This is a genomic window from Tomitella fengzijianii (genome assembly GCF_007559025.1).
Classification (GTDB): Bacteria; Actinomycetota; Actinomycetes; order Mycobacteriales; family Mycobacteriaceae; genus Tomitella; species Tomitella fengzijianii.
On the sequence record NZ_CP041765.1, the window covers coordinates 1762187 to 1780814 of the forward strand.

Annotated in this window: 16 protein-coding genes and 1 tRNA gene; 14 read left to right on the forward strand and 3 right to left on the reverse strand. The window is 68.6% G+C overall.

Annotation, left to right across the window (positions count from 1 at the left end; all coding sequences use genetic code 11):
- Positions 1 to 4: 4 nt before the first annotated feature.
- Together FO059_RS08000 and FO059_RS08005 are read right to left on the reverse strand one after the other, a co-directional pair.
- The gene (locus tag FO059_RS08000; RefSeq protein ID WP_143907820.1) at positions 5 to 895 is read right to left on the reverse strand and encodes a phosphatase PAP2 family protein; all 891 of its coding nucleotides are present in this window, start codon (positions 893 to 895) and stop codon (positions 5 to 7) included.
- Positions 896 to 1042: 147 nt separating this feature from the next.
- Positions 1043 to 1114: transfer RNA gene (locus FO059_RS08005), tRNA-Arg, on the reverse strand.
- 195 nt (positions 1115 to 1309) lie between these two features.
- On the opposite strand from FO059_RS08005, the gene argS reads away from it, so the two are divergent.
- The 5 genes from argS to thrB are packed head-to-tail and all read left to right on the forward strand — an operon-like array spanning position 1310 to position 7729.
- Positions 1310 to 2962 carry an arginine--tRNA ligase gene (gene argS, locus FO059_RS08010; RefSeq protein ID WP_143907821.1) on the forward strand — a complete coding sequence of 551 codons (1653 nt, stop codon included), beginning with the start codon at positions 1310 to 1312 and terminating at the stop codon, positions 2960 to 2962.
- Entirely contained in the window at positions 2959 to 4374 is a 1416-nt protein-coding gene (lysA, locus tag FO059_RS08015; protein ID WP_143907822.1) for a diaminopimelate decarboxylase, read from the forward strand. The genes argS and lysA overlap by 4 nt, the downstream gene beginning before the upstream one ends.
- A gap of 3 nt (positions 4375 to 4377) precedes the next feature.
- Complete coding sequence (locus tag FO059_RS08020) at positions 4378 to 5691, forward strand: homoserine dehydrogenase (RefSeq protein WP_143907823.1); 1314 nt, start codon at positions 4378 to 4380, stop codon at positions 5689 to 5691.
- Positions 5688 to 6770: a threonine synthase gene (thrC, locus tag FO059_RS08025; protein ID WP_143907824.1), complete on the forward strand. Its 1083-nt coding sequence runs from the start codon at positions 5688 to 5690 to the stop codon at positions 6768 to 6770. The genes FO059_RS08020 and thrC overlap by 4 nt, the downstream gene beginning before the upstream one ends.
- Before the next feature lie 35 nt (positions 6771 to 6805).
- Positions 6806 to 7729: a homoserine kinase gene (gene thrB, locus FO059_RS08030; protein WP_143907825.1), complete on the forward strand. Its 924-nt coding sequence runs from the start codon at positions 6806 to 6808 to the stop codon at positions 7727 to 7729.
- A gap of 72 nt (positions 7730 to 7801) precedes the next feature.
- Here the strand turns inward: thrB and FO059_RS08035 are convergent, their stop codons facing one another.
- The gene (locus FO059_RS08035) at positions 7802 to 9424 is read right to left on the reverse strand and encodes a long-chain fatty acid--CoA ligase (RefSeq protein WP_143907826.1); all 1623 of its coding nucleotides are present in this window, start codon (positions 9422 to 9424) and stop codon (positions 7802 to 7804) included.
- A gap of 738 nt (positions 9425 to 10162) precedes the next feature.
- Here FO059_RS08035 and rho point away from each other — a divergent pair.
- The 9 genes from rho to FO059_RS08080 all read left to right on the forward strand — a co-directional run bounded on the left by rho (position 10163) and on the right by FO059_RS08080 (position 18622).
- Positions 10163 to 12151: a transcription termination factor Rho gene (gene rho / locus FO059_RS08040; RefSeq protein WP_372497915.1), complete on the forward strand. Its 1989-nt coding sequence runs from the start codon at positions 10163 to 10165 to the stop codon at positions 12149 to 12151.
- Between the two features lie 130 nt (positions 12152 to 12281).
- A complete protein-coding gene (gene rpmE, locus FO059_RS08045) occupies positions 12282 to 12509 on the forward strand; it encodes a 50S ribosomal protein L31 (protein WP_143907827.1) in 228 nt (75 codons plus the stop codon).
- 118 nt (positions 12510 to 12627) lie between these two features.
- A complete protein-coding gene (prfA, locus tag FO059_RS08050; protein WP_143907829.1) occupies positions 12628 to 13707 on the forward strand; it encodes a peptide chain release factor 1 in 1080 nt (359 codons plus the stop codon).
- Positions 13708 to 13732: 25 nt separating this feature from the next.
- Positions 13733 to 14683: a peptide chain release factor N(5)-glutamine methyltransferase gene (prmC, locus tag FO059_RS08055; RefSeq protein WP_143907831.1), complete on the forward strand. Its 951-nt coding sequence runs from the start codon at positions 13733 to 13735 to the stop codon at positions 14681 to 14683.
- A 58-nt stretch (positions 14684 to 14741) separates the two neighbouring features.
- Positions 14742 to 15395 (forward strand): L-threonylcarbamoyladenylate synthase, encoded by a 654-nt coding sequence (locus FO059_RS08060; protein WP_143907834.1) that lies wholly within the window; start codon positions 14742 to 14744, stop codon positions 15393 to 15395.
- A 55-nt stretch (positions 15396 to 15450) separates the two neighbouring features.
- Positions 15451 to 16614 (forward strand): glycosyltransferase family 4 protein, encoded by a 1164-nt coding sequence (locus FO059_RS08065; RefSeq protein ID WP_233267049.1) that lies wholly within the window; start codon positions 15451 to 15453, stop codon positions 16612 to 16614.
- A gap of 58 nt (positions 16615 to 16672) precedes the next feature.
- Complete coding sequence (locus tag FO059_RS08070; RefSeq protein WP_199257131.1) at positions 16673 to 17188, forward strand: hypothetical protein; 516 nt, start codon at positions 16673 to 16675, stop codon at positions 17186 to 17188.
- A gap of 287 nt (positions 17189 to 17475) precedes the next feature.
- Complete coding sequence (atpB, locus tag FO059_RS08075; protein WP_143907836.1) at positions 17476 to 18270, forward strand: F0F1 ATP synthase subunit A; 795 nt, start codon at positions 17476 to 17478, stop codon at positions 18268 to 18270.
- A 100-nt stretch (positions 18271 to 18370) separates the two neighbouring features.
- On the forward strand, positions 18371 to 18622 hold the full coding sequence (locus FO059_RS08080; protein WP_143907838.1) for an ATP synthase F0 subunit C: 252 nt from the start codon (positions 18371 to 18373) through the stop codon (positions 18620 to 18622).
- The last annotated feature ends 6 nt before the right edge of the window (positions 18623 to 18628 follow it).

An 18628-nucleotide genomic window follows, 5' to 3' on the forward strand; every position in this document is an offset into this window, starting at 1 on the left:
CTCATCACCCCGCCGCGGGAGCCTCCTGGACCGCGGCAGTATCCGCCGCACCGCCGGTCTGCACGGCGTCTCCGTACTGCACGGCACCAGGTTCCTGCGCAGTATCGCCGGATGCGGTCCGCCCCTGGGAACCGGCCGCGTCGCGGTCGTCCCGGCGTCCGATGACCTCCTTGACCGGGTCGTCCGGGAACGGGGAGGACGGGCGTGGCGCGCGCGGCGCGACGACCTCGCCCGGCCCCGCCAGCGCCGGGTACCGGCGGAGTACGCGGGGGATGGCGGCGTTCCATACGCCGCAGAACGCGATGATCGCACCCGAGGCGGCGAGTACCGCGCCCACCGTGTCGGTGAGGTAATGGGCGCCCGCGATGACACGCGCGAACATCACCAGCACCACCAGGAGGACTCCCGCGGTGGCGATGGTGTCGCGTCGATCGGTGCGACGGGCCAGGAAGAATGCGGCGAAGACGAGCGAAACCGCCAGCGCGGTGTGCCCGCTGGGGTACGAGGGGCCGTCGGCCACGTCGAAAGGCGGACGCGGACGGTCGAATACGTACTTGAGCACCATCACGCACCCCCATCCGACGCCGACGGTGAGGACGGTTGCGAGAGCTGCGAGCCTGCGGCCGCGCAGAATCAGGGCGGCACACCACACGCAGAGTATCGCCAGGCCCACGACGGACGAGAATCCGACGGTGACGATGGACACCAGCCCGTGAACCCAGCCCGAATCGGCTGCGCGCAGCTCGGCCGATACGGCGTCGTCGCGGGCGGTGAGCGCATCGGTCCCCGTGACGACCGCGCCGAGGACGAGCGCGGCGGCCAGTAACGGCAGGGAGACCGCCGGCCAGGCGCGGATCTTCGGCATGGAGCAGATGCTGCGGGTTTCAACTGGCACACGACGATTCTGCACGTTTGCGCGCGTGCGCGTCGGCTGCGGCGCGCCCGCCACCCCCGTGATGGCGGCCGGGTGACACCGAAGGGCCGGCGAGACGTGGTCTCGCCGGCCCTTCGGTGTCGTGTTCTCCGCGGACTTCCGCTGCGGTGCCCCCGGCAGGATTCGAACCTGCGCACCCGCCTCCGGAGGGCGGTGCTCTATCCCCTGAGCTACGGGGGCGCGCCTGTGGGAAATCAGGCGTGCCGTTCGGCAGGAACGACACTAGCGCATCGTCCGCCCGATCCGAAAACCGGCGGTTCGTCCGGGCGTGCGGCCGCCCGGTCCCGTCGAGGTGCGGCCGCGCGGAGTCGCCGGTGCGACGGGGAACGGTGTCGGATGTCGTACCGCTGCCGTCAGGCAATAGGATGGGCGTCTGTGACTCCCGCCGATCTCGCAGAACTCGTCCGCGCCACCACGCTGAAGGTCCTGGCCGCCGCAGGCCTCGACGTCTCCGTCGTCCCGGAGGCCCTGACGGTGGAGCGGCCCCGCAACCCGGAGCACGGCGACTACGCCAGCAATATCGCCATGCAGATCGCCAAGAAGGTCGGCCGCCCGCCGCGTCAGCTGGCCGAACTCATCGTCGCGGAGCTTGGCGAGGCGGACGGGATCGCGGCCGCGGAGATCGCGGGACCGGGCTTCATCAACATCCGCCTGGGGGCCGCCGCGCAGGGGGCCATCGTGGAGCGCGTGCTCGATCAGGGGTCCGGTTACGGCGCCGGCGATGCATCGTCGGGCCGCCGGATCAACCTGGAGTTCGTCTCGGCCAACCCCACGGGACCGATCCATCTCGGCGGAACCAGGTGGGCGGCGGTGGGCGACGCCTTGGGCCGCGTGCTTTCGTCGCAGGGCGCCGACGTGACCCGCGAGTACTACTTCAACGACCACGGCTCGCAGATCGACCGGTTCACCGATTCCCTCGTCGCGGCGGCCACCGGCGGGCCCACCCCGGAGAACGGCTACGCGGGCGAGTACATCTCCCAGATCGCCGCCGACGTGCTCGAGCGTCGCCCCGACGCGCTGGCGCTCCCCGATGCGGAGCGGGCGGAGGCGTTCCGCTCGATCGGCGTCGAGCTGATGTTCGCGCACATCAAGAGCAGTCTGTCGGAGTTCGGCACCGAGTTCGACGTCTATTTCCACGAGAACTCGCTGTTCGAGTCGGGCGCCGTGGACCGCGCGGTCGAGGAGCTCGAGAAGTCCGGAAACCTCTACGAGGCGGAGGGCGCCTGGTGGCTGCGCAGCAGCGACTTCGGCGACGACAAGGACCGCGTCGTCATCAAGAGCGACGGCCACGCCGCCTACATCGCCGGCGACATCGCCTACCTGCGGGACAAGCGGGCCCGCGGATTCGACCTGTGCATCTACATGCTCGGTGCCGACCATCACGGATACATCGGCCGGTTGAAGGCGGTGGCAGCGGCGTTCGGCGACGACCCGTCGAGTGTCGAGGTGCTGATCGGCCAGATGGTCAACCTGGTCCGTGACGGTGCCGCAGTGAAGATGAGCAAGCGCGCGGGCACGGTGATCACGCTCGACGATCTGGTCGAGGCCATCGGCGTCGACGCGGCCCGCTACGCGCTCATCCGGTCGTCCGTCGATCAGTCCCTCGATATCGACCTGGAGCTGTGGGCCAGCAGCAGCAATGAGAACCCGGTGTACTACGTGCAGTATGCGCACGCGCGCCTGTGCTCGCTCGCGCGCAATGCGGCGGATCTCGGCGTCTCCGCCGACGTGGCCAGGCTGGACCTGCTCGACCACCCCCGCGAGGGCGACCTGATCCGCACCATCGGGGAGTTCCCCCGCGTCGTCGCCACCGCCGCGGAATTGCGCGAGCCGCACCGAGTGGCGCGCTACCTCGAGGAGCTGGCGGGAACCTATCACCGCTTCTACGACTCGTGCCGGGTGCTGCCGCGCGGCGACGAGGAGCCGACGGCGGTGCACTCCGCGCGTCTCGCATTGTGCAGCGCGGCCCGGCAGGTGGTGGCCAACGGGCTGGGTCTGCTCGGAGTGACGGCCCCGGAGAAGATGTGAACGCGCACCCGGCAGGAGAAGGACACGTGGAACCAGCGCACGCGGACGGACTACCCGAGCGCCCGGCGGATGCGGAGGAGGCCGGGCGGATCCCGGCGAAGGTGTGGCCGCGCGGTTGCGCACGGGGCCGGGACGGCGAGGTGCGTCTCGCGGGCGTCCCGGTGACGGCGCTCGCGGCCGAGTTCGGCACCCCGCTGTTCGTCGTCGACGAGGACGACTTCCGGGGCCGCTGCCGGGAGATGGCCGCGGCCTTCGGCGGCGCCGCCAACGTGCATTACGCGTCCAAGGCGTTCCTTTCGGCGGAGATCGCACGCTGGGTGGCCGACGAGGGGCTGTCGCTGGACATCGCCTCCGGCGGCGAACTGGCGGTGGCGCTGCACGGGGGGTTTCCCGCCGGCCGGATCACCATGCACGGGAACAACAAGTCCGTGCAGGAGCTCGGCGCAGCGGTCGCGGCGGGCGTCGGCCACGTCGTCGTCGACTCGATGCAGGAGATCGTGCGGCTCGACGATGTGGCCGGGCAGGCGGGCGTGGTCCAGGACGTGCTGGTCCGAGTGACAGTGGGCGTGGAGGCGCATACCCACGAGTTCATCGCGACAGCACACGAGGATCAGAAGTTCGGGTTCTCCCTGTCGTCGGGAGACGCGATGGAGGCCGTGCGTGCGGTTTTCGCGGCGCAGAATCTGCGTCTGGTGGGGCTGCACAGCCATATCGGCTCGCAGATCTTCGAGATCGACGGTTTCGAGCTCGCCGCGCACCGCGTGATCGGGCTGCTCGGCAGAATCGTCGAGGAATTCGGTGCGGAGCGCACCCGGCGGCTCGACACCGTCGACCTGGGTGGCGGCCTGGGCATCTCCTACACGCCGGCCGAGAACCCGCCGCCGGTCGCGGAACTCGCCGCGAAGTTGACGGAGATCGTCGCATCGGAGGCTGCCGCGGCCGGGCTGCCGGCGCCCCGGCTCACCGTCGAGCCCGGACGGGCGATCGCGGGGCCGGGTACGGTTACGCTGTACGAGGTCGGCACGGTCAAGCCGGTGACGGTCGGGTCCGGTTCGCAACGCCGCTACATCAGCGTCGACGGCGGCATGAGCGACAACATCCGCACTGCGCTGTACGACGCCGAGTACGACGTACGCCTCGTCTCGCGCGCGTCGGCGGCCGAGCCTGCCGTATCCCGAGTCGTGGGCAAGCACTGCGAGTCCGGGGACATCGTGGTGCGCAACGCCTGGTTGCCCGAGGACCTCGCCCCGGGAGATCTGCTCGGCGTCGCGGCCACGGGCGCTTACTGTTATTCGATGTCCAGTCGGTACAACTTGATCACCCGTCCCGCGGTGGTGGCCGTGCGCGACGGTGCGGCGCGGCTGATCCTGCGCCGGGAAACCGTGGACGACCTGCTCAGCTTGGAGGTTTAACTGATGGCCCACCGGGAAATCGGCGTGGCGGTACTCGGTCTCGGCAACGTCGGCAGCGAGGTCGTCCGCATCCTGCGCTCCGCGTCCGCGGACTTCGAGGCGCGTGTCGGCGCGCCGTTGGTGCTACGTGGCGTCGCGGTGCGCAGCCTCGGGCCGGATCGCGGCGTGCCAGAGGACCTGCTCACCACGGATGCGCAGGGACTCGTGGAGAGGGACGACGTCGATATCGTCGTCGAAGTGATCGGCGGCATCGAGCCGGTCCGCACACTCATCCTCACGGCGTTGCAGTCCGGCAAGTCCGTCGTCACCGCGAACAAGGCGTTGCTGGCGGATTACACGGGTGAACTGGCGTCGGCGGCCAAGAACGCGGACGTCGACCTGTACTTCGAAGCCGCCGTTGCGGGCGCGATCCCGGTGGTACGACCGCTGATGCAGTCGCTCGCCGGGGACCGCGTGGACCGCGTCGTCGGAATCGTCAACGGCACAACCAATTACATCCTGTCGGCCATGGACGCCACGGGCGCCGACTACGCGGACTCGCTCGCGGACGCGCGCAGCCTCGGATACGCGGAGGCGGATCCCACGGCCGATGTGGAGGGCTACGACGCCGCGGCCAAGGCTGCGATCCTGGCGTCGCTCGCGTTCCACACCCGCGTCACCGCTGCAGACGTCTACCGCGAGGGCATCTCCGCCATCACCGCAGCTGATCTCGCTTCCGCGCGTGCGGTGGGGTGCACCGTGAAGCTGCTCGCGATGTGCGAGCGGGTCCCCGGTCGGCCCGACGTCGCGGACGGCGAGGACTGGGTGTCCGCGCGCGTGTACCCGGCTCTCGTGCCATTGACGCATCCGCTCGCCAACGTGGACGGCGCGTTCAACGCCGTGGTCGTCGAGGCGGAAGCGGCGGGCCGGCTCATGTTCTACGGGCAGGGGGCGGGCGGCGGACCCACCGCGTCCTCCGTGCTGGGCGACCTCGTCAGCGCCGCGCGCAACAAGGTGCACGGCGGCAAGGGCCCGGACGAGTCCACCTACGCCGGGCTGCGGATCGGCCCGATGGGCGATACGCCCACCCGCTACCACGTGTTCATGGAGGTCACCGACAGGGTCGGCGTGCTTTCCGCGGTGGCGGCAGAATTCTCCAAGCATGATGTGAGCATCTCGGTGGTGCGGCAAGAGGACACCGAGGTCGGCGCATCGCTCGTCGTCGTCACCCACATGGCGCTCGAGTCCGCGCTCCGTGACACCGTGGCCGCGCTGGAGAACCTCGAGTATGTCAACGCTGTCACGAGCGTGCTGCGAATGGAAGGCACCGGAGAATGAGCACCCAGCACACCCCAGTCCATCGCGCGTGGCCCGGACTGATCGAGGCCTACCGGGACCGTCTGGCCATCGGGGAGGGGTGGGACCCGGTCACCCTGTTCGAGGGTGGGACACCGCTCGTGCCGGCGCCGCACCTCTCGGAGGCCACCGGCTGCCAGGCCTACCTCAAGGTCGAGGGCCTCAACCCCACCGGGTCGTTCAAGGACCGCGGGATGACCATGGCGGTCACCGATGCGCGCGCTCGCGGTCAGCGTGCAGTGCTGTGCGCCTCGACGGGCAACACGTCCGCGTCCGCGGCCGCCTACGCGACCCGGGCGGGGATGACCTGCGCAGTGCTGGTGCCCTCCGGCAAGATCGCGATGGGGAAGCTGGCGCAGGCGGTCATGCACGGCGCCAAGATCATCCAGGTGGACGGCAACTTCGACGACTGCCTCGAACTGGCCCGCAAGACCACCAGCGAGTATCAGAGCATCGGGCTGGTCAACTCGGTCAATCCGGTGCGCATCGAGGGGCAGAAGACAGCCGCGTTCGAGATCTGCGACGTGTTGGGCGAGGCGCCGGATATCCACGCACTGCCGGTCGGCAACGCCGGCAATATCACCGCGTACTGGCGCGGATACAGCGAATATCAGGCGGACGGCGTCACCGGGAAGCGCCCGCGGATGCTCGGGGTGCAGGCCGCGGGCGCAGCGCCGCTGGTATCGGGCGCTCCTGTGAAGAATCCCGAAACCATCGCCACGGCCATCCGCATCGGAGCGCCGGCGTCATGGAACGGTGCAGTGGCGGCGAAGGAGGAGTCGGGGGGACAGTTCCGTGCGGCCACGGACGACGAGATCCTGGCCGCGTACCGGTTCATCGCCGGCCGTGAGGGCGTGTTCGTCGAGCCCGCCTCCGCCGCGAGCGTCGCCGGCGTGCTGGCGGCCGCAGAGGACGGGTGGCTCAAGCCGGGGCAGACCCTGGTGTGCACGGTGACCGGGAACGGTCTCAAGGATCCCGACACGGCGTTGCTGGGGATGCCCGAGGTCAAGCCGATCGGCGTCGATCCGGTCGCGGTGGCCGCGGCGTTGGACCTGGCCTGATGTCGCGGACCGCGCAGACTATCGAGGGACATGCGATGACCGAGGTTCTCCCGCAGGGTGTGCGGTCGCGGGTGAGGGTGCCCGCGTCCAGCGCGAACCTCGGCCCGGGGTTCGATTCTCTGGGTCTCGCACTCGGGATCGACGACGAGATCGAGGTCTCCACCACCGCGTCCGGTCTGGACGTGCATGTCGAGGGGGAGGGGGCGGGGGAAGTGTCCCTCAGCTCCTCACACCTCGTCGTCCGCGCGGTCGAGCGCGGTCTCGACGCGGCAGGCATCTGGGCGACCGGACTCCGTGTCGGGTGCCGCAACGCGATTCCGCACTCGCGGGGCCTGGGCTCGTCGGCGGCTGCGGTCGTCGGGGGGCTCGTCGCCGCCAACGAACTCGTCGCCGGGACCTTCCCGGAACACCGGTTGACGGACGAGCAGCTGCTGCAACTGGCCTCCGAGTTCGAGGGGCACCCGGACAACGCCGCAGCCTGCATTTTCGGCGGGGCCACAGTGTCCTGGTCGGACCACTGCGGCCCGGACCGCCGGTATTCGACCGCGCCGCTCGCCGTACACCCGGATATCCGCGCGCACGTGTTCGTGCCGACGACGCGGTCATCGACATCCGCGGCGCGGGGGTTGCTGCCGGAACAGGTCCCGCACACCGCCGCCGCGTTCAATGCGGGGCGTTCGGCACTCATGGTGGTGGCCCTGACGCAGCGGCCGGATCTGCTGCTCGAGGGCACCGAGGACCTCCTGCACCAGCCGTACCGCGCCGAGGCGATGCCGGAGTCGGCGCAGCTGGTGGCGGCCCTGCGAGAGCGTGGCATCGCCGCGGCGATCTCCGGGGCCGGCCCCACTGTGCTGGCGCTGAGCACCGAGCAACCGGGGGCGGCGGAGGCCGGGCTGGCGCGCGGCCTCGGGATGGCGATGCGATCGGTCGGAGTGGCGCGCGGTGCCGCCCGCGTCTGACGTCGCTGAACGGCGCGGCGGCCCCGCTCCCCGCGAGGGGAACGGGGCCGCCGCCGCTTGACCGGCAACGTCTCAGATGCGCTCCACCTCGAGGTCCCCGGCCTGGAAATCGGCGCGCAGACGCTTCTTGTCGAACTTGCCCACCGAGGTCTTGGGCACTTCGGTGATCCGGGCCCAGTTCTCCGGCAGCTGCCACTTGGCAATGCTTCCGGCCATGAAGTCCTGCAGCGTTCTCGGCGTGGTGTCCGATCCCTCTCGAAGCACCACGGCCACCAGCGGCCGCTCGTCCCACTTCTCGTCGGGGACACCGATCACGGCGGCCTCCAGGACATCCGGATGCCCCATGACGAGGTTCTCCAGGTCGACGGACGAGATCCACTCGCCTCCGGACTTGATGATGTCCTTGGACCTGTCCGTGAGGGTGAGGTACCCGTCGGCGGTGATCTTCCCGACGTCGCCCGTCCGCAGCCAGCCGTCGTCGAACTTGTCCGCCGCGTCGACGCCGTAGTACGCGCCCGCGATCCACGGCCCCCGCACTTCGAGCTCGCCCACCGACTCGCCGTCCTTCGGAACGATGGCGCCGTCGTCATCGACCAGGCGCGCCTCCACTGCGGCCGGGAAGCGGCCCTGCGTGTACCGGTACCGCCACGCGTCTTCGCCCTCCGCGGCGGCCGGCGGGTTGGCGACGGATCCGAGCGGGGACGTCTCCGTCATCCCCCAGGCGTGGAGCACTTTGATCCCGTACTGCTCCTCGAAGGCATGCATCAGAGACGGGGGCACGGCCGAACCGCCGACGACCACGAGCTTCATCGACGAGACGTCGTCATCGTGGTCCTCGAGGTGATGCAGCAGCCCCTGCCAGATCGCTGGGACGGCGGCAGCGAAGTTCGGGCGGACTTCGGCGATCATCTGCGCGAGCGGGGCCGGCTGCAGGAAGCGGTCCGGCATCAGAAGCGACGCGCCGATCATGAACGCTGCATATGGCATTCCCCAGGACATGGCGTGGAACTGCGGCACGATCGCGAGTGCGAGGTCCCCCTGCTTGAGCCCCATGCCGTCCGTCATGCAGACCGACATCGAATGCAGCCAGATGGACCGGTGCGAATATGCGACGCCCTTGGGGTCGCCCGTGGTCCCGGAGGTGTAGCACATGGCTGCAGCCGTCCGCTCGTCGAGTTCGGGCCAGTCGAAGTCGTCCGGCTCGTCGGCGATGAGCTGCTCCCAACTGTGCACCGTCATCCCGTCGGGGAGATCGATCTCCGGAGTCTGCGCACCGCTGACGACGATGTGCCGCACGGTCGTGAACTCGGCGAGCCGCGGTGCCAGCAACGGAATCAAGGTGGCGTCGACCAGGATGACGTGGTCCGCGGCATGGTTCACCACGTGCACCAACTGGTCCGGAAACAAGCGGATGTTGAGCGTGTGCAGCACGGCGCCCATGGCCGGGATGCCCAGGTAGGCCTCGAGATGCTCCTGGTTGTTCCACATGAAGGTGCCGACGCGCTGGTCGCCGGTGACCCCGAGACCGCGGAGCGCGTGCGCGAGCCGAGCACAGCGGCGACCGACCTCGGCGTAGCTTGCGCTGCGGGAGCCGTCGTCCGTCCACGTGACCACCTGGGCTTCACTGTGGACGGTGCTTCCGTAGCGCAGAAGTTGCGCGATCGAGAGCGGGGCCTCCTGCATCGTGCTGAGCATCGGATCTCCTGCCTGTGGTGGAACTCCGGCGGGGTGCCGGAAGTGATCACGACCATATCCTCAGTCCGCCGGAGGCGGGAGGGGGCTCGAACAGATCGAAACGCGCCGGAGGGTGTTGTTGCAGGGGGTGTGGGGGCGGGCTATCCTTGGGGGCGTCCGCATGTTTTGTGCAGATTCGCATGCTCGGCGAGTTCAAGCCGAACGGGTTGATGCTCGAGGGGTTCACTCTCATAGGGCTGCCGATCCGGATGCTGTTCCGTTGCTCCATCTCGACCGGACGATCATCATCGTGCAAGCGGTCGTTCAGGTGGTGGCGCGGTTCAACCGGGTCCCCTTCGAGGGTGATGTTCCTGTGGGGTCGACTCCGCGGCGCGAATCCCGGCGTCGGATCAGGTCAGTCGGCTGACGTTTCCCGTACCTTCCGCGTAGCTCATGCAGAAGGTCAGCGCTCGGTGCTTCTCTGCACTCGTGACGGGAGAGCGCTCGGCGGTGTGCCGTCCCATCGCTGCGGTCGTCGTGGCGGGGTACATGTTGTGTCCCGGTACGAGGGGCGGGGCTGCAGCGCCGGGCGTGAGCACCGGACCTGCCTCGCCTGCACGACGTGCGGTAACCGAAGACTCATCTCCATCGGTTCAGGCGGCTTCCGCCCGCCGATGGGTGTCAGCCCGTGAATATCGCGTAATGCGATCAACGGCCAGGCCCGGATGCGATCCGCGTCCGGGTAAAGAAAGGACCTCCGTGACCGATACGGAACTCATCAACACCGCAGGCGCCGCGCAAGGCGATTCCCGTGCGCGTGGCCGCGACAAGTCCGCGGTGTCGTCCATGCTTCTTCCGGAGTTGAAGGCGCTGGCCGTCCAGCTGGGGATCAAGGGCACGTCGGGTATGCGCAAGGGGCAGCTGCTCGCGGCGATCCAGGAACACCAGGCCGGAGGCGGGAACGCCAAGACCACCGCACCGGCCGGCCGACGCAAGGCGGCGGCACCCGCAGCCGCTGCCACCGAGACTCGAGGCGGGGAGGCGTCGGCGATCGTGGCCCCGGCGAACAACCGGCCCGGGGAGACGGCTCCGGCCGGCAGTGGCGCGGCAGACGGCGGCGATCGGCAGAAGCCGGAATCGGCGGCGCCCGAGGCGTCGGCGCGTGGCGAAAGGCAGGGGGATCGGCCCGACGTCACCGGTGGCGACAAGTCTGCACGCGGCCGCGGCGGCGAGTCCGGCGGTCGTGGCGAGGGAAACGGCCGCAGCGGCGACGACGACGGCAATCGCCGGGACCGCGGCGGGCAATCGCGTCGCGGCGGTCGTGACAACCGCGGCGGCGACAACCGCGGCGGCGACAACCGCGGCGGCGACAACCGCGGCGGCGACAAGAAGGGCAACGACAACCGCGGCGGCGACAAGAACTCCGAGAACCAGGGCGGGAACTCCGGCAACCAGGGCGGGAACTCCGGTAACCAAGGCGGGGGTCGTAACCGTGGCCAGGGTGACGGCGACGGTGGCGGCCGTCGTGGTCGCCGGTTCCGTGAGCGCAGGCGCGGGCGCGACCGCGGTGACCGCGGCGGTGATGTCGAGGTGCGCGATGACGATGTGCTGCAGCCCGTGGCCGGCATCATCGACGTACTGGACAACTACGCATTCGTGCGCACGTCGGGTTACCTCCCGGGGTCCAACGACGTGTACGTGTCGATGAACATGGTGCGTAAGAACGGGCTGCGCCGCGGCGACGCCATCACCGGTGCCGTCCGCGTCCCGCGCGACAACGATCACCAGAATCAGCGCCAGAAGTTCAATCCGCTGGTGCGGCTGGACACGGTCAACGGTTCCGACGTCGAGACGGCGAAGGCGCGTCCGGAGTTCTCCAAGCTCACGCCGCTGTACCCCAATCAACGGCTGCGTCTGGAGACCGAACCGAACCAGCTGACGACCCGGGTCATCGACCTGATCATGCCGATCGGCAAGGGGCAGCGCGCCCTGATCGTCAGCCCGCCGAAGGCCGGCAAGACGACAGTCCTTCAGAGCATCGCCAACGCGATCGCGACGAACAACCCCGAGTGCTATCTGATGGTGGTGCTCGTCGACGAACGGCCAGAGGAAGTCACCGACATGCAGCGGTCGGTGCGCGGCGAGGTCATCGCCTCGACCTTCGACCGGCCGCCTTCGGATCACACGGCCGTGGCGGAGCTCGCCATCGAACGGGCGAAGCGCCTGGTCGAATCCGGTAAAGACGTCGTGGTGCTGCTGGACTCGATCACGCGGCTCGGACGTGCCTACAACAACTCGTCGCCCGCATCGGGCCGCATCCTGTCCGGCGGCGTCGATTCGACGGCGCTGTACCCGCCCAAGCGGTTCCTCGGCGCGGCGCGCAACATCGAGCACGGCGGGTCGCTGACGATCATCGCCACGGCGATGGTCGAGACCGGGTCGCAGGGTGACACGGTGATCTTCGAGGAGTTCAAGGGCACCGGCAACGCCGAACTCAAACTGGACCGGAAGATCGCGGAGCGACGCGTGTTCCCCGCCGTCGACATCAACCCCTCGGGCACTCGCAGGGACGACCTTCTCCTGGCTCCAGAGGAGGCCGCGGTGGTGCACAAGCTGCGCCGCGTGATGTCCGGGCTCGATTCGCAGCAGGCCATCGACGTCCTGATGGAACAGCTGAAGAAGAGCAGGACGAACTACGAGTTCCTCATGCAGGTCTCGAAGACCGCACTCGGGGCCGCCCCCGAGTGAGCGCCCTGCGCCCGGTGCGGATTCCGGGAACAAAAACCGCTCTGACATACTTGTACGGTTGTGTCCGGTACCGGTTCACGTCGTCGGCCCGACTGCCGGCGGCGACCCGGGACCACTACGAGAGGACCCCATGAAGACTGGCATCCACCCCGAGTACGTCGCGACGACAGTCGTGTGCGGCTGCGGAAACACGTTCGAGACCATGAGCACCAAGGAAGACGGGCGTATCAACGTCGAGGTCTGCTCCAAGTGCCACCCGTTCTACACCGGCAAGCAGAAGATCCTCGACACCGGCGGCCGAGTCGCCCGCTTCGAGGCGCGCTACGGCAAGCGCACCAAGGGTTCTTCCGCCAAGTAGCCGTGCCGCCGGCGCCCGTCCTGCAGCCATCGCAGGCCGGGCGCCGGCGTCTTTCGGTCAGCGGCATCGGACTTCCGTCGGGTCCGGCCGGATGGCAGAACCTGAACCGAGGAGTGAGATGAGCGCGATGCGGCAGCCGTCGGCGATCGACGACATCCTTGCCGAACATGCAGGTCTGCAGCAGCAGATGTCCGACCCGTCGCTGCACGACGATCCGACGGCCGCCCGCCGAGTGGCCAAGCGATTCGCGCAGCTTTCGCCGATGATCGCGGTGCATGACCGTCTGGTGGCCGCCCGCGTCGATCTCGAGGCGGCGCGTGAACTGGCGGCGGAGGATGCGGCGTTCGCGCAGGAAGCACTGGCGTTGGAGGCCAGCGTCGAAGAGCTCGACGCGCAACTGACGGACTTGCTCGCACCCCGCGATCCCCACGACGGGGACGACGTCGTGCTGGAGCTCAAGAGCGGTGAGGGCGGCGAGGAGTCCGCGCTGTTCGCCTCCGACCTGGCGCGGATGTACCTGCGGTATGCCGAGCAGTGCGGCTGGAAGGTCGAAGTACTCGGCGCCTCCGTCTCCGATCTGGGCGGATACAAGGAGGCGACGTTGTCGATCAAATCGCGCGGCGACGGGCCCGACGGTGTCTGGTCGCGCTTGAAGTTCGAGGGGGGCGTCCACCGAGTGCAGCGAGTGCCGGTCACGGAGTCTCAGGGGCGCGTTCATACCTCGGCGGCCGGTGTTCTGGTCTACCCGGAGCCTGAAGAGGTCGAAGATGTCGTGATCGACGATTCCGACATCCGGGTCGATGTCTACCGCTCGTCGGGGAAAGGCGGCCAGGGGGTGAACACCACGGACTCGGCCGTGCGCATCACGCACCTCCCGACCGGGATCGTGGTCACCTGCCAGAACGAACGCTCCCAGCTGCAGAACAAGGCGCGCGCGATGCAGGTGCTCGCGGCGCGTCTCAGGGCCGCCGCGGAGGAGGCCGCGCAGGCCGAGGCGGCGGAGGACCGGCACAACCAGATCCGGACCGTCGACCGTTCCGAGCGGATCCGCACATACAACTTCCCCGAGAACCGGATCGCAGACCATCGCATCGGTTTCAAGGCCCACAACCTCGACGCGGTCCTCGACGGTGAGCTGGGACCGTTGCTCGACGCGCTGGGCCAGGCGGACCGTGACGCGCGGGTGCAGGCGGAATGACGGCGTCGGCATCGGTGGCGCTGCGATGACCCGCAGACCGCTCCGCCTCGCGATCATCGCTGCTGCGGAGGAACTCGCGTCCGAAGGCGTCCCGGATCCCCGGATCGATGCCGAGATCCTCGCGGCGCACGTGGCCGGGGTGCAGCGGTCGCGTCTCGGGCTGGTGCCGTTGGTCGACGAGGAAGTTCTAGTCCGGTATCGGGAGTTGGTCGCCCTGCGTGCCACGCGGGTGCCGCTCCAGCACATCCTGGGCAGCGCACCCCTCGGCCCGATCGACGTCGCAGTGGGGCCGGGCGTCTTCACCCCGCGGTTCGAGACGGAACTGCTGTTCGCCTGGGCGATCGCGGGGCTTCGGCGCTGGGATGCTGCGCAGGCCGGCGACGGGGCGACGGAAGGACGCCGGCAGCCTCCCGCACGCACGCATCCTGTGGTCCTCGACCTGTGCACGGGTTCGGGGGCGCTTGCCCTGGCGATCGCGCACGAGCGGCAGGATGCCGAGGTGCATGCTGTGGAGTTGGACACCGCGGCGCTCGCGTGGGCCCGGCGGAACGCCGATTCCCGGGCGCGGGCGGGTGACACGCCCATCCACCTGCATCAGGGGGATGTCACGGACTGGGACCTGCTGGCGCGGCTCGAGGGGCGCGTCGATGTGATCGTGGCCAACCCGCCCTATGTTCCGGACGCGACGCGGGTGGATGTGGAAGTACGCGACCACGACCCGGCGCGGGCGGTTTTCGCCGGGCCGGACGGGCTGGACGTGATCCGGCCGATGGTCGCCAATATCGCCAGGTGGCTGAGGATCGACGGCATCGTGGGGGTCGAGCACGACGCCACCAATGGCGACGCCACCGCCGACCTCTTCCGGGCCCGCAGGGTCTTCGACGACGTGTCCCAGGAATCGGACCTCGTCGGCAGACCACGCTTCGTGGTGGCGAGGCGCGCCGCAACGGCGGCCGAGGCGCAATGGTGGCGGTGATCCCCGTGCCGGGTGGCGGGCGCAGCACCGTGGATAGGACGGATGATTGGATGAGGGTGTGAACACTGTTTTCGACTGTGCGGATCCTGCGTCACGGGCGGCCGGGATCGATGCGGCCGCATCGGCATTGCGTTCCGGCCGGCTGGTGGTGATGCCGACGGACACGGTCTACGGCCTCGGCTGCGACGCGTTCGACGGCGATGCGGTGGCGTCCCTTCTCCGCGCCAAAGGACGCGGGCGTGACATGCCCGTTCCGGTGCTGGTCGGTTCGTGGTCGACCATCGACGGACTCGTCTACAGCGTCTCGGATCAGGCTCGCAGCCTGATCCGCGCGTTCTGGCCGGGCGGGCTGAGCCTGGTCGTCCGGCAGGCCCCCTCGCTCGGGTGGGACCTGGGCGACGCCCACGGCACCGTGATGCTCCGGATGCCGTTGCATCCGGTCGCCATCGACCTGCTGCGCTCGGTGGGCCCGCTTGCCGTGTCGAGCGCCAACATCTCCGGCCGCCCGCCCAGCACCACCATGGAGGACGCCAAGGCGCAGCTGGGCTCCGCGGTCGAGGTCTTCCTGGACGGCGGTCGCTGCGAGCAGGGCGTCCCGTCGACGATCGTCGACGTCAGCGGTGCGGCCCCGCGCATTCTGCGTGAAGGGGCGGTGACTGCGGAATCGGTGGCGGACGTCGTGGGCGTCTCCGTCGAGGACCTGCGGTCCTGAGGGCGGGGCGGACGCCATCAGCGGGATAATCGTCGACGGGGCTGCGGTCTCCGCTGTGCCGGGGTCGTCGGACACGGCAGTGCACCTGGTCGCTCAGGCAGCGGGCGGTCTGGGCGTGCCGGTGCGCGAGCTCGGCTTGCTGGTCCTGGCGAGCGCCGTGATCACGTTCCTGATCACCGGCGTGGTCCGTGTTCTCGCAGTACGGTTCGGAGCGATGGCCATCCCGCGGCAACGCGACGTCCACGCGACGCCCGTTCCGCGGCTCGGTGGCGTCGGAATGTATCTCGGGATCGTCATCTCGTTCGGGCTTGCGAGTCAGCTGCCTGCGCTGACGCGCGGTTTCGAGTTCGGCACCGACGTCGTCGCCGTCATCGTGGCCGGAGCGGTCATCGTGATCGTCGGCGCCATCGACGACACGTGGGGACTCGACGCGCTGACGAAGTTCGTCGGACAGGTCACCGCCGCCGGGGTCATGGTCGTCTTCGGTTTGACATGGTTCCTGTTGTTCCTGCCCTGGGGCGGGGGAGTGACCGTGGTTCTCGACCAGCTCCAGGCCGGCACGCTCACAGTCCTCGTCACTGTGGTGATGATCAATGCGGTGAACTTCATCGACGGGCTCGACGGCCTTGCCGCGGGGGTCGGGCTGATCGCGGCCGCCGCGGTCTGTCTGTTCTCCGTCAGCCTGTTGCGGGACCAGGGCGGAGACGTCAGCGCCTATCCGCCTGCGATGATCGCAGCCGCCTTGGGCGGCGCCTGCCTGGGATTCCTGCCGCACAACTTCCATCGCGCGCGGATATTCATGGGGGATTCCGGGTCGATGCTCATCGGATTGATGCTCGCGGCCGCGTCGACGAGTGCATCGGGTCGTATCGGCCTGGCCGCCTACGGGACCAAAGACCTTTTGGCCCTGCTCTCGCCGGTGCTCGTGGTGGGGGCGATCATGTTCATCCCGTTCCTCGACCTGCTGCTGGCGGTCGTGCGCCGCACGCGGGCGGGACGCAGCCCGTTCAGCCCCGACAAGATGCATCTGCATCACCGGCTGCTGCAGATCGGGCATTCGCACCGCCGGGTGGTGCTCCTGCTCTACTTGTGGACCATCTCGCTGGCTTTCCTGGCGGTCGGTCCCGCCCTGCTGGAGATCGCGGTGGTGATACCCGTGGCGGCCGGGCTGTTCCTGGTGGCGATCGCGGCCACGGTGGTGCCACGGTTGCGATCGTGACGCATCGGCCGAGGACCGGCGGGCGCACCGCGCGGTGCTCCGGCTAGGCTGGTTGCCTGTGAACCACCCAGGCGCGCAGCAACCCAATCAGTTCGCACCGTTACTGGCGGCAATCCGCTACGGTGCTGCCGGACTGGCGGCGGTATCCGTCGTCAGCCTCATCGTGTGGGGGCTCGTCGCGGGCGGGCCAGGAGTTTGGGGCGCGCTGGTCGGAGCAGCAGTGGGCGGGGCGTTCATCCTCGCGACCATCCTCATCATGTACGCCACCCGGAACGTGGCGCCGACGACGACCGGGGCCATTCTGCTCGGCAGCTGGCTGCTCAAGATCATCATCGCCATCGCGGTGATGGTCGTGGTCCGGCAGATGGACTTCTACGACAAGCCGGCGCTCGTGGTCACGATCATCGCCGTTCTCGTGGTCATGCTCGCGGCGGAGTCGACGGCGATCGCACGCACCAACTCCACCTATGTGACCCCGGAGCCGTCGTCGGACGGCGACGGCGAGGGGGCGGGCGCCGGGGCGGATCGGGACGCCGCGGAGGAGGAGGGGACAGGGGGCTCGGCGACCCGCTGATCACGAGGACCTGTTGCCTCAGTTACTACAGAATGTAGTATATTTACCGAGGGCGACCCCGGCGGGCATGCGGTGGCCGGGATTGATAGGCTGCCCCCGGCAGGCCTGCGAAGTGGCCCCCGAAAGGTGGCTGTGGTCACGCACCGAGGCCACGCTTCAGTGCGGGTTGCGGCGGGCCGGGCGGAGTGCCGGTCGGCAGCCGATAGACCAGCATCAGATCAATATTCAGATCAGATTCACACTGTGGCTTCATCGACGGACCGAGAACGGGAGAGACCGCGAGAGCAATGAGCTTCTTTGACTACGGAGAATTCCACCCGCCGGAGCTGCAGGAAGAGTTCTTCCCCGGGCCGCTGTTGTTCGGTGACACCCCGTTCGAGATCGACCGGCTGATCATGGTGCGTCTGATCATGACGGCCGCGCTGTTGATCTTCTTCTACCTGGGCTTGCGGCGGGCGCGCATCGTCCCCCGCGGACTGCAGAACGCCGTTGAGTATCTGATGGACTTCGTCCGGATCTACGTGGGCGAGGAGATTCTGGGCAAGGAGCAGGCCAAGCGGTTCATGCCGCTGCTCATGACCATCTTCTTCATGGTCTTGGCGTTGAACCTGTCTTCCATCATCCCCTTCCTCAACATCTCGTCCAACGGCCTGATCGGTCCGCCGTTGGTGCTCGCCGTGGTGGCCTACGTCGCCTTCAACTACGCCGGCATAAAAAAGTACGGCTTCTTCCGCTTTTTCAAGTCGACGGTCGTGATCCCCAACGTTCCGTGGCCGCTGCTGCTCCTGCTGGTGCCGATCGAGTTCGTCTCGACGTTCATCCTCCGGCCGTTCACGCTGACGATCCGTCTTATGGCGAACATGCTCTCCGGGCACATCCTGCTCGTGCTGTTCTTCGGAGCCACGCAGTTCTTCTTCTTCGGCGAGGCAGTGGGCTGGATGCGCCCCTTCGGCGCCGCATCCCTGCTGGTGGGCTTCGCTTTCACGGCCTTCGAACTGCTGGTGATCGTCCTGCAGGCGTACATCTTCGTGTTGCTGACGGCGGTGTACATCGACCTTGCCCTGCATGCTGAAGAGCATTGACCGGGCACGTCACCGACCATCCGGACCGACCGACAACCCACAGACCGACTCGGCGACCACAAACCGGCGCTGAGCCACACGAAAAAGGAATGGATTGACAATGAGCGTTGCGCAGCAGGCTGTCGAGTTCCTGGCGGCTGATGAAATGAAGTTCACGGGCCTCGGCGCAGTCGGCTACGGCCTGGCGGCCATCGGCCCCGGTATCGGCATCGGCATCGTCGTCGGCAAGGCCATCGAGGGCATGGCGCGGCAGCCGGAGATGTCCGGCCAGATCCGCACCACGATGTTCCTCGGCATCGCCTTCACCGAGGCGCTGGCGCTCATCGGCATCGTCACCGGCTTCATCTTCTAGATCATG

Coding starts and splice junctions, on each gene's coding strand:
- thrC (WP_143907824.1), top strand. CDS start 5,688: ATGAGCACCCAGCACACCCCAGTCCATCGCGCGTGGCCCGGACTGATC.
- FO059_RS08080 (WP_143907838.1), top strand. CDS start 18,371: ATGAGCGTTGCGCAGCAGGCTGTCGAGTTCCTGGCGGCTGATGAAATG.
- thrB (WP_143907825.1), top strand. CDS start 6,806: ATGACCGAGGTTCTCCCGCAGGGTGTGCGGTCGCGGGTGAGGGTGCCC.
- FO059_RS08020 (WP_143907823.1), top strand. CDS start 4,378: ATGGCCCACCGGGAAATCGGCGTGGCGGTACTCGGTCTCGGCAACGTC.
- rpmE (WP_143907827.1), top strand. CDS start 12,282: ATGAAGACTGGCATCCACCCCGAGTACGTCGCGACGACAGTCGTGTGC.
- FO059_RS08035 (WP_143907826.1), bottom strand. CDS start 9,424: ATGCTCAGCACGATGCAGGAGGCCCCGCTCTCGATCGCGCAACTTCTG.
- prmC (WP_143907831.1), top strand. CDS start 13,733: ATGACCCGCAGACCGCTCCGCCTCGCGATCATCGCTGCTGCGGAGGAA.
- atpB (WP_143907836.1), top strand. CDS start 17,476: ATGAGCTTCTTTGACTACGGAGAATTCCACCCGCCGGAGCTGCAGGAA.
- prfA (WP_143907829.1), top strand. CDS start 12,628: ATGAGCGCGATGCGGCAGCCGTCGGCGATCGACGACATCCTTGCCGAA.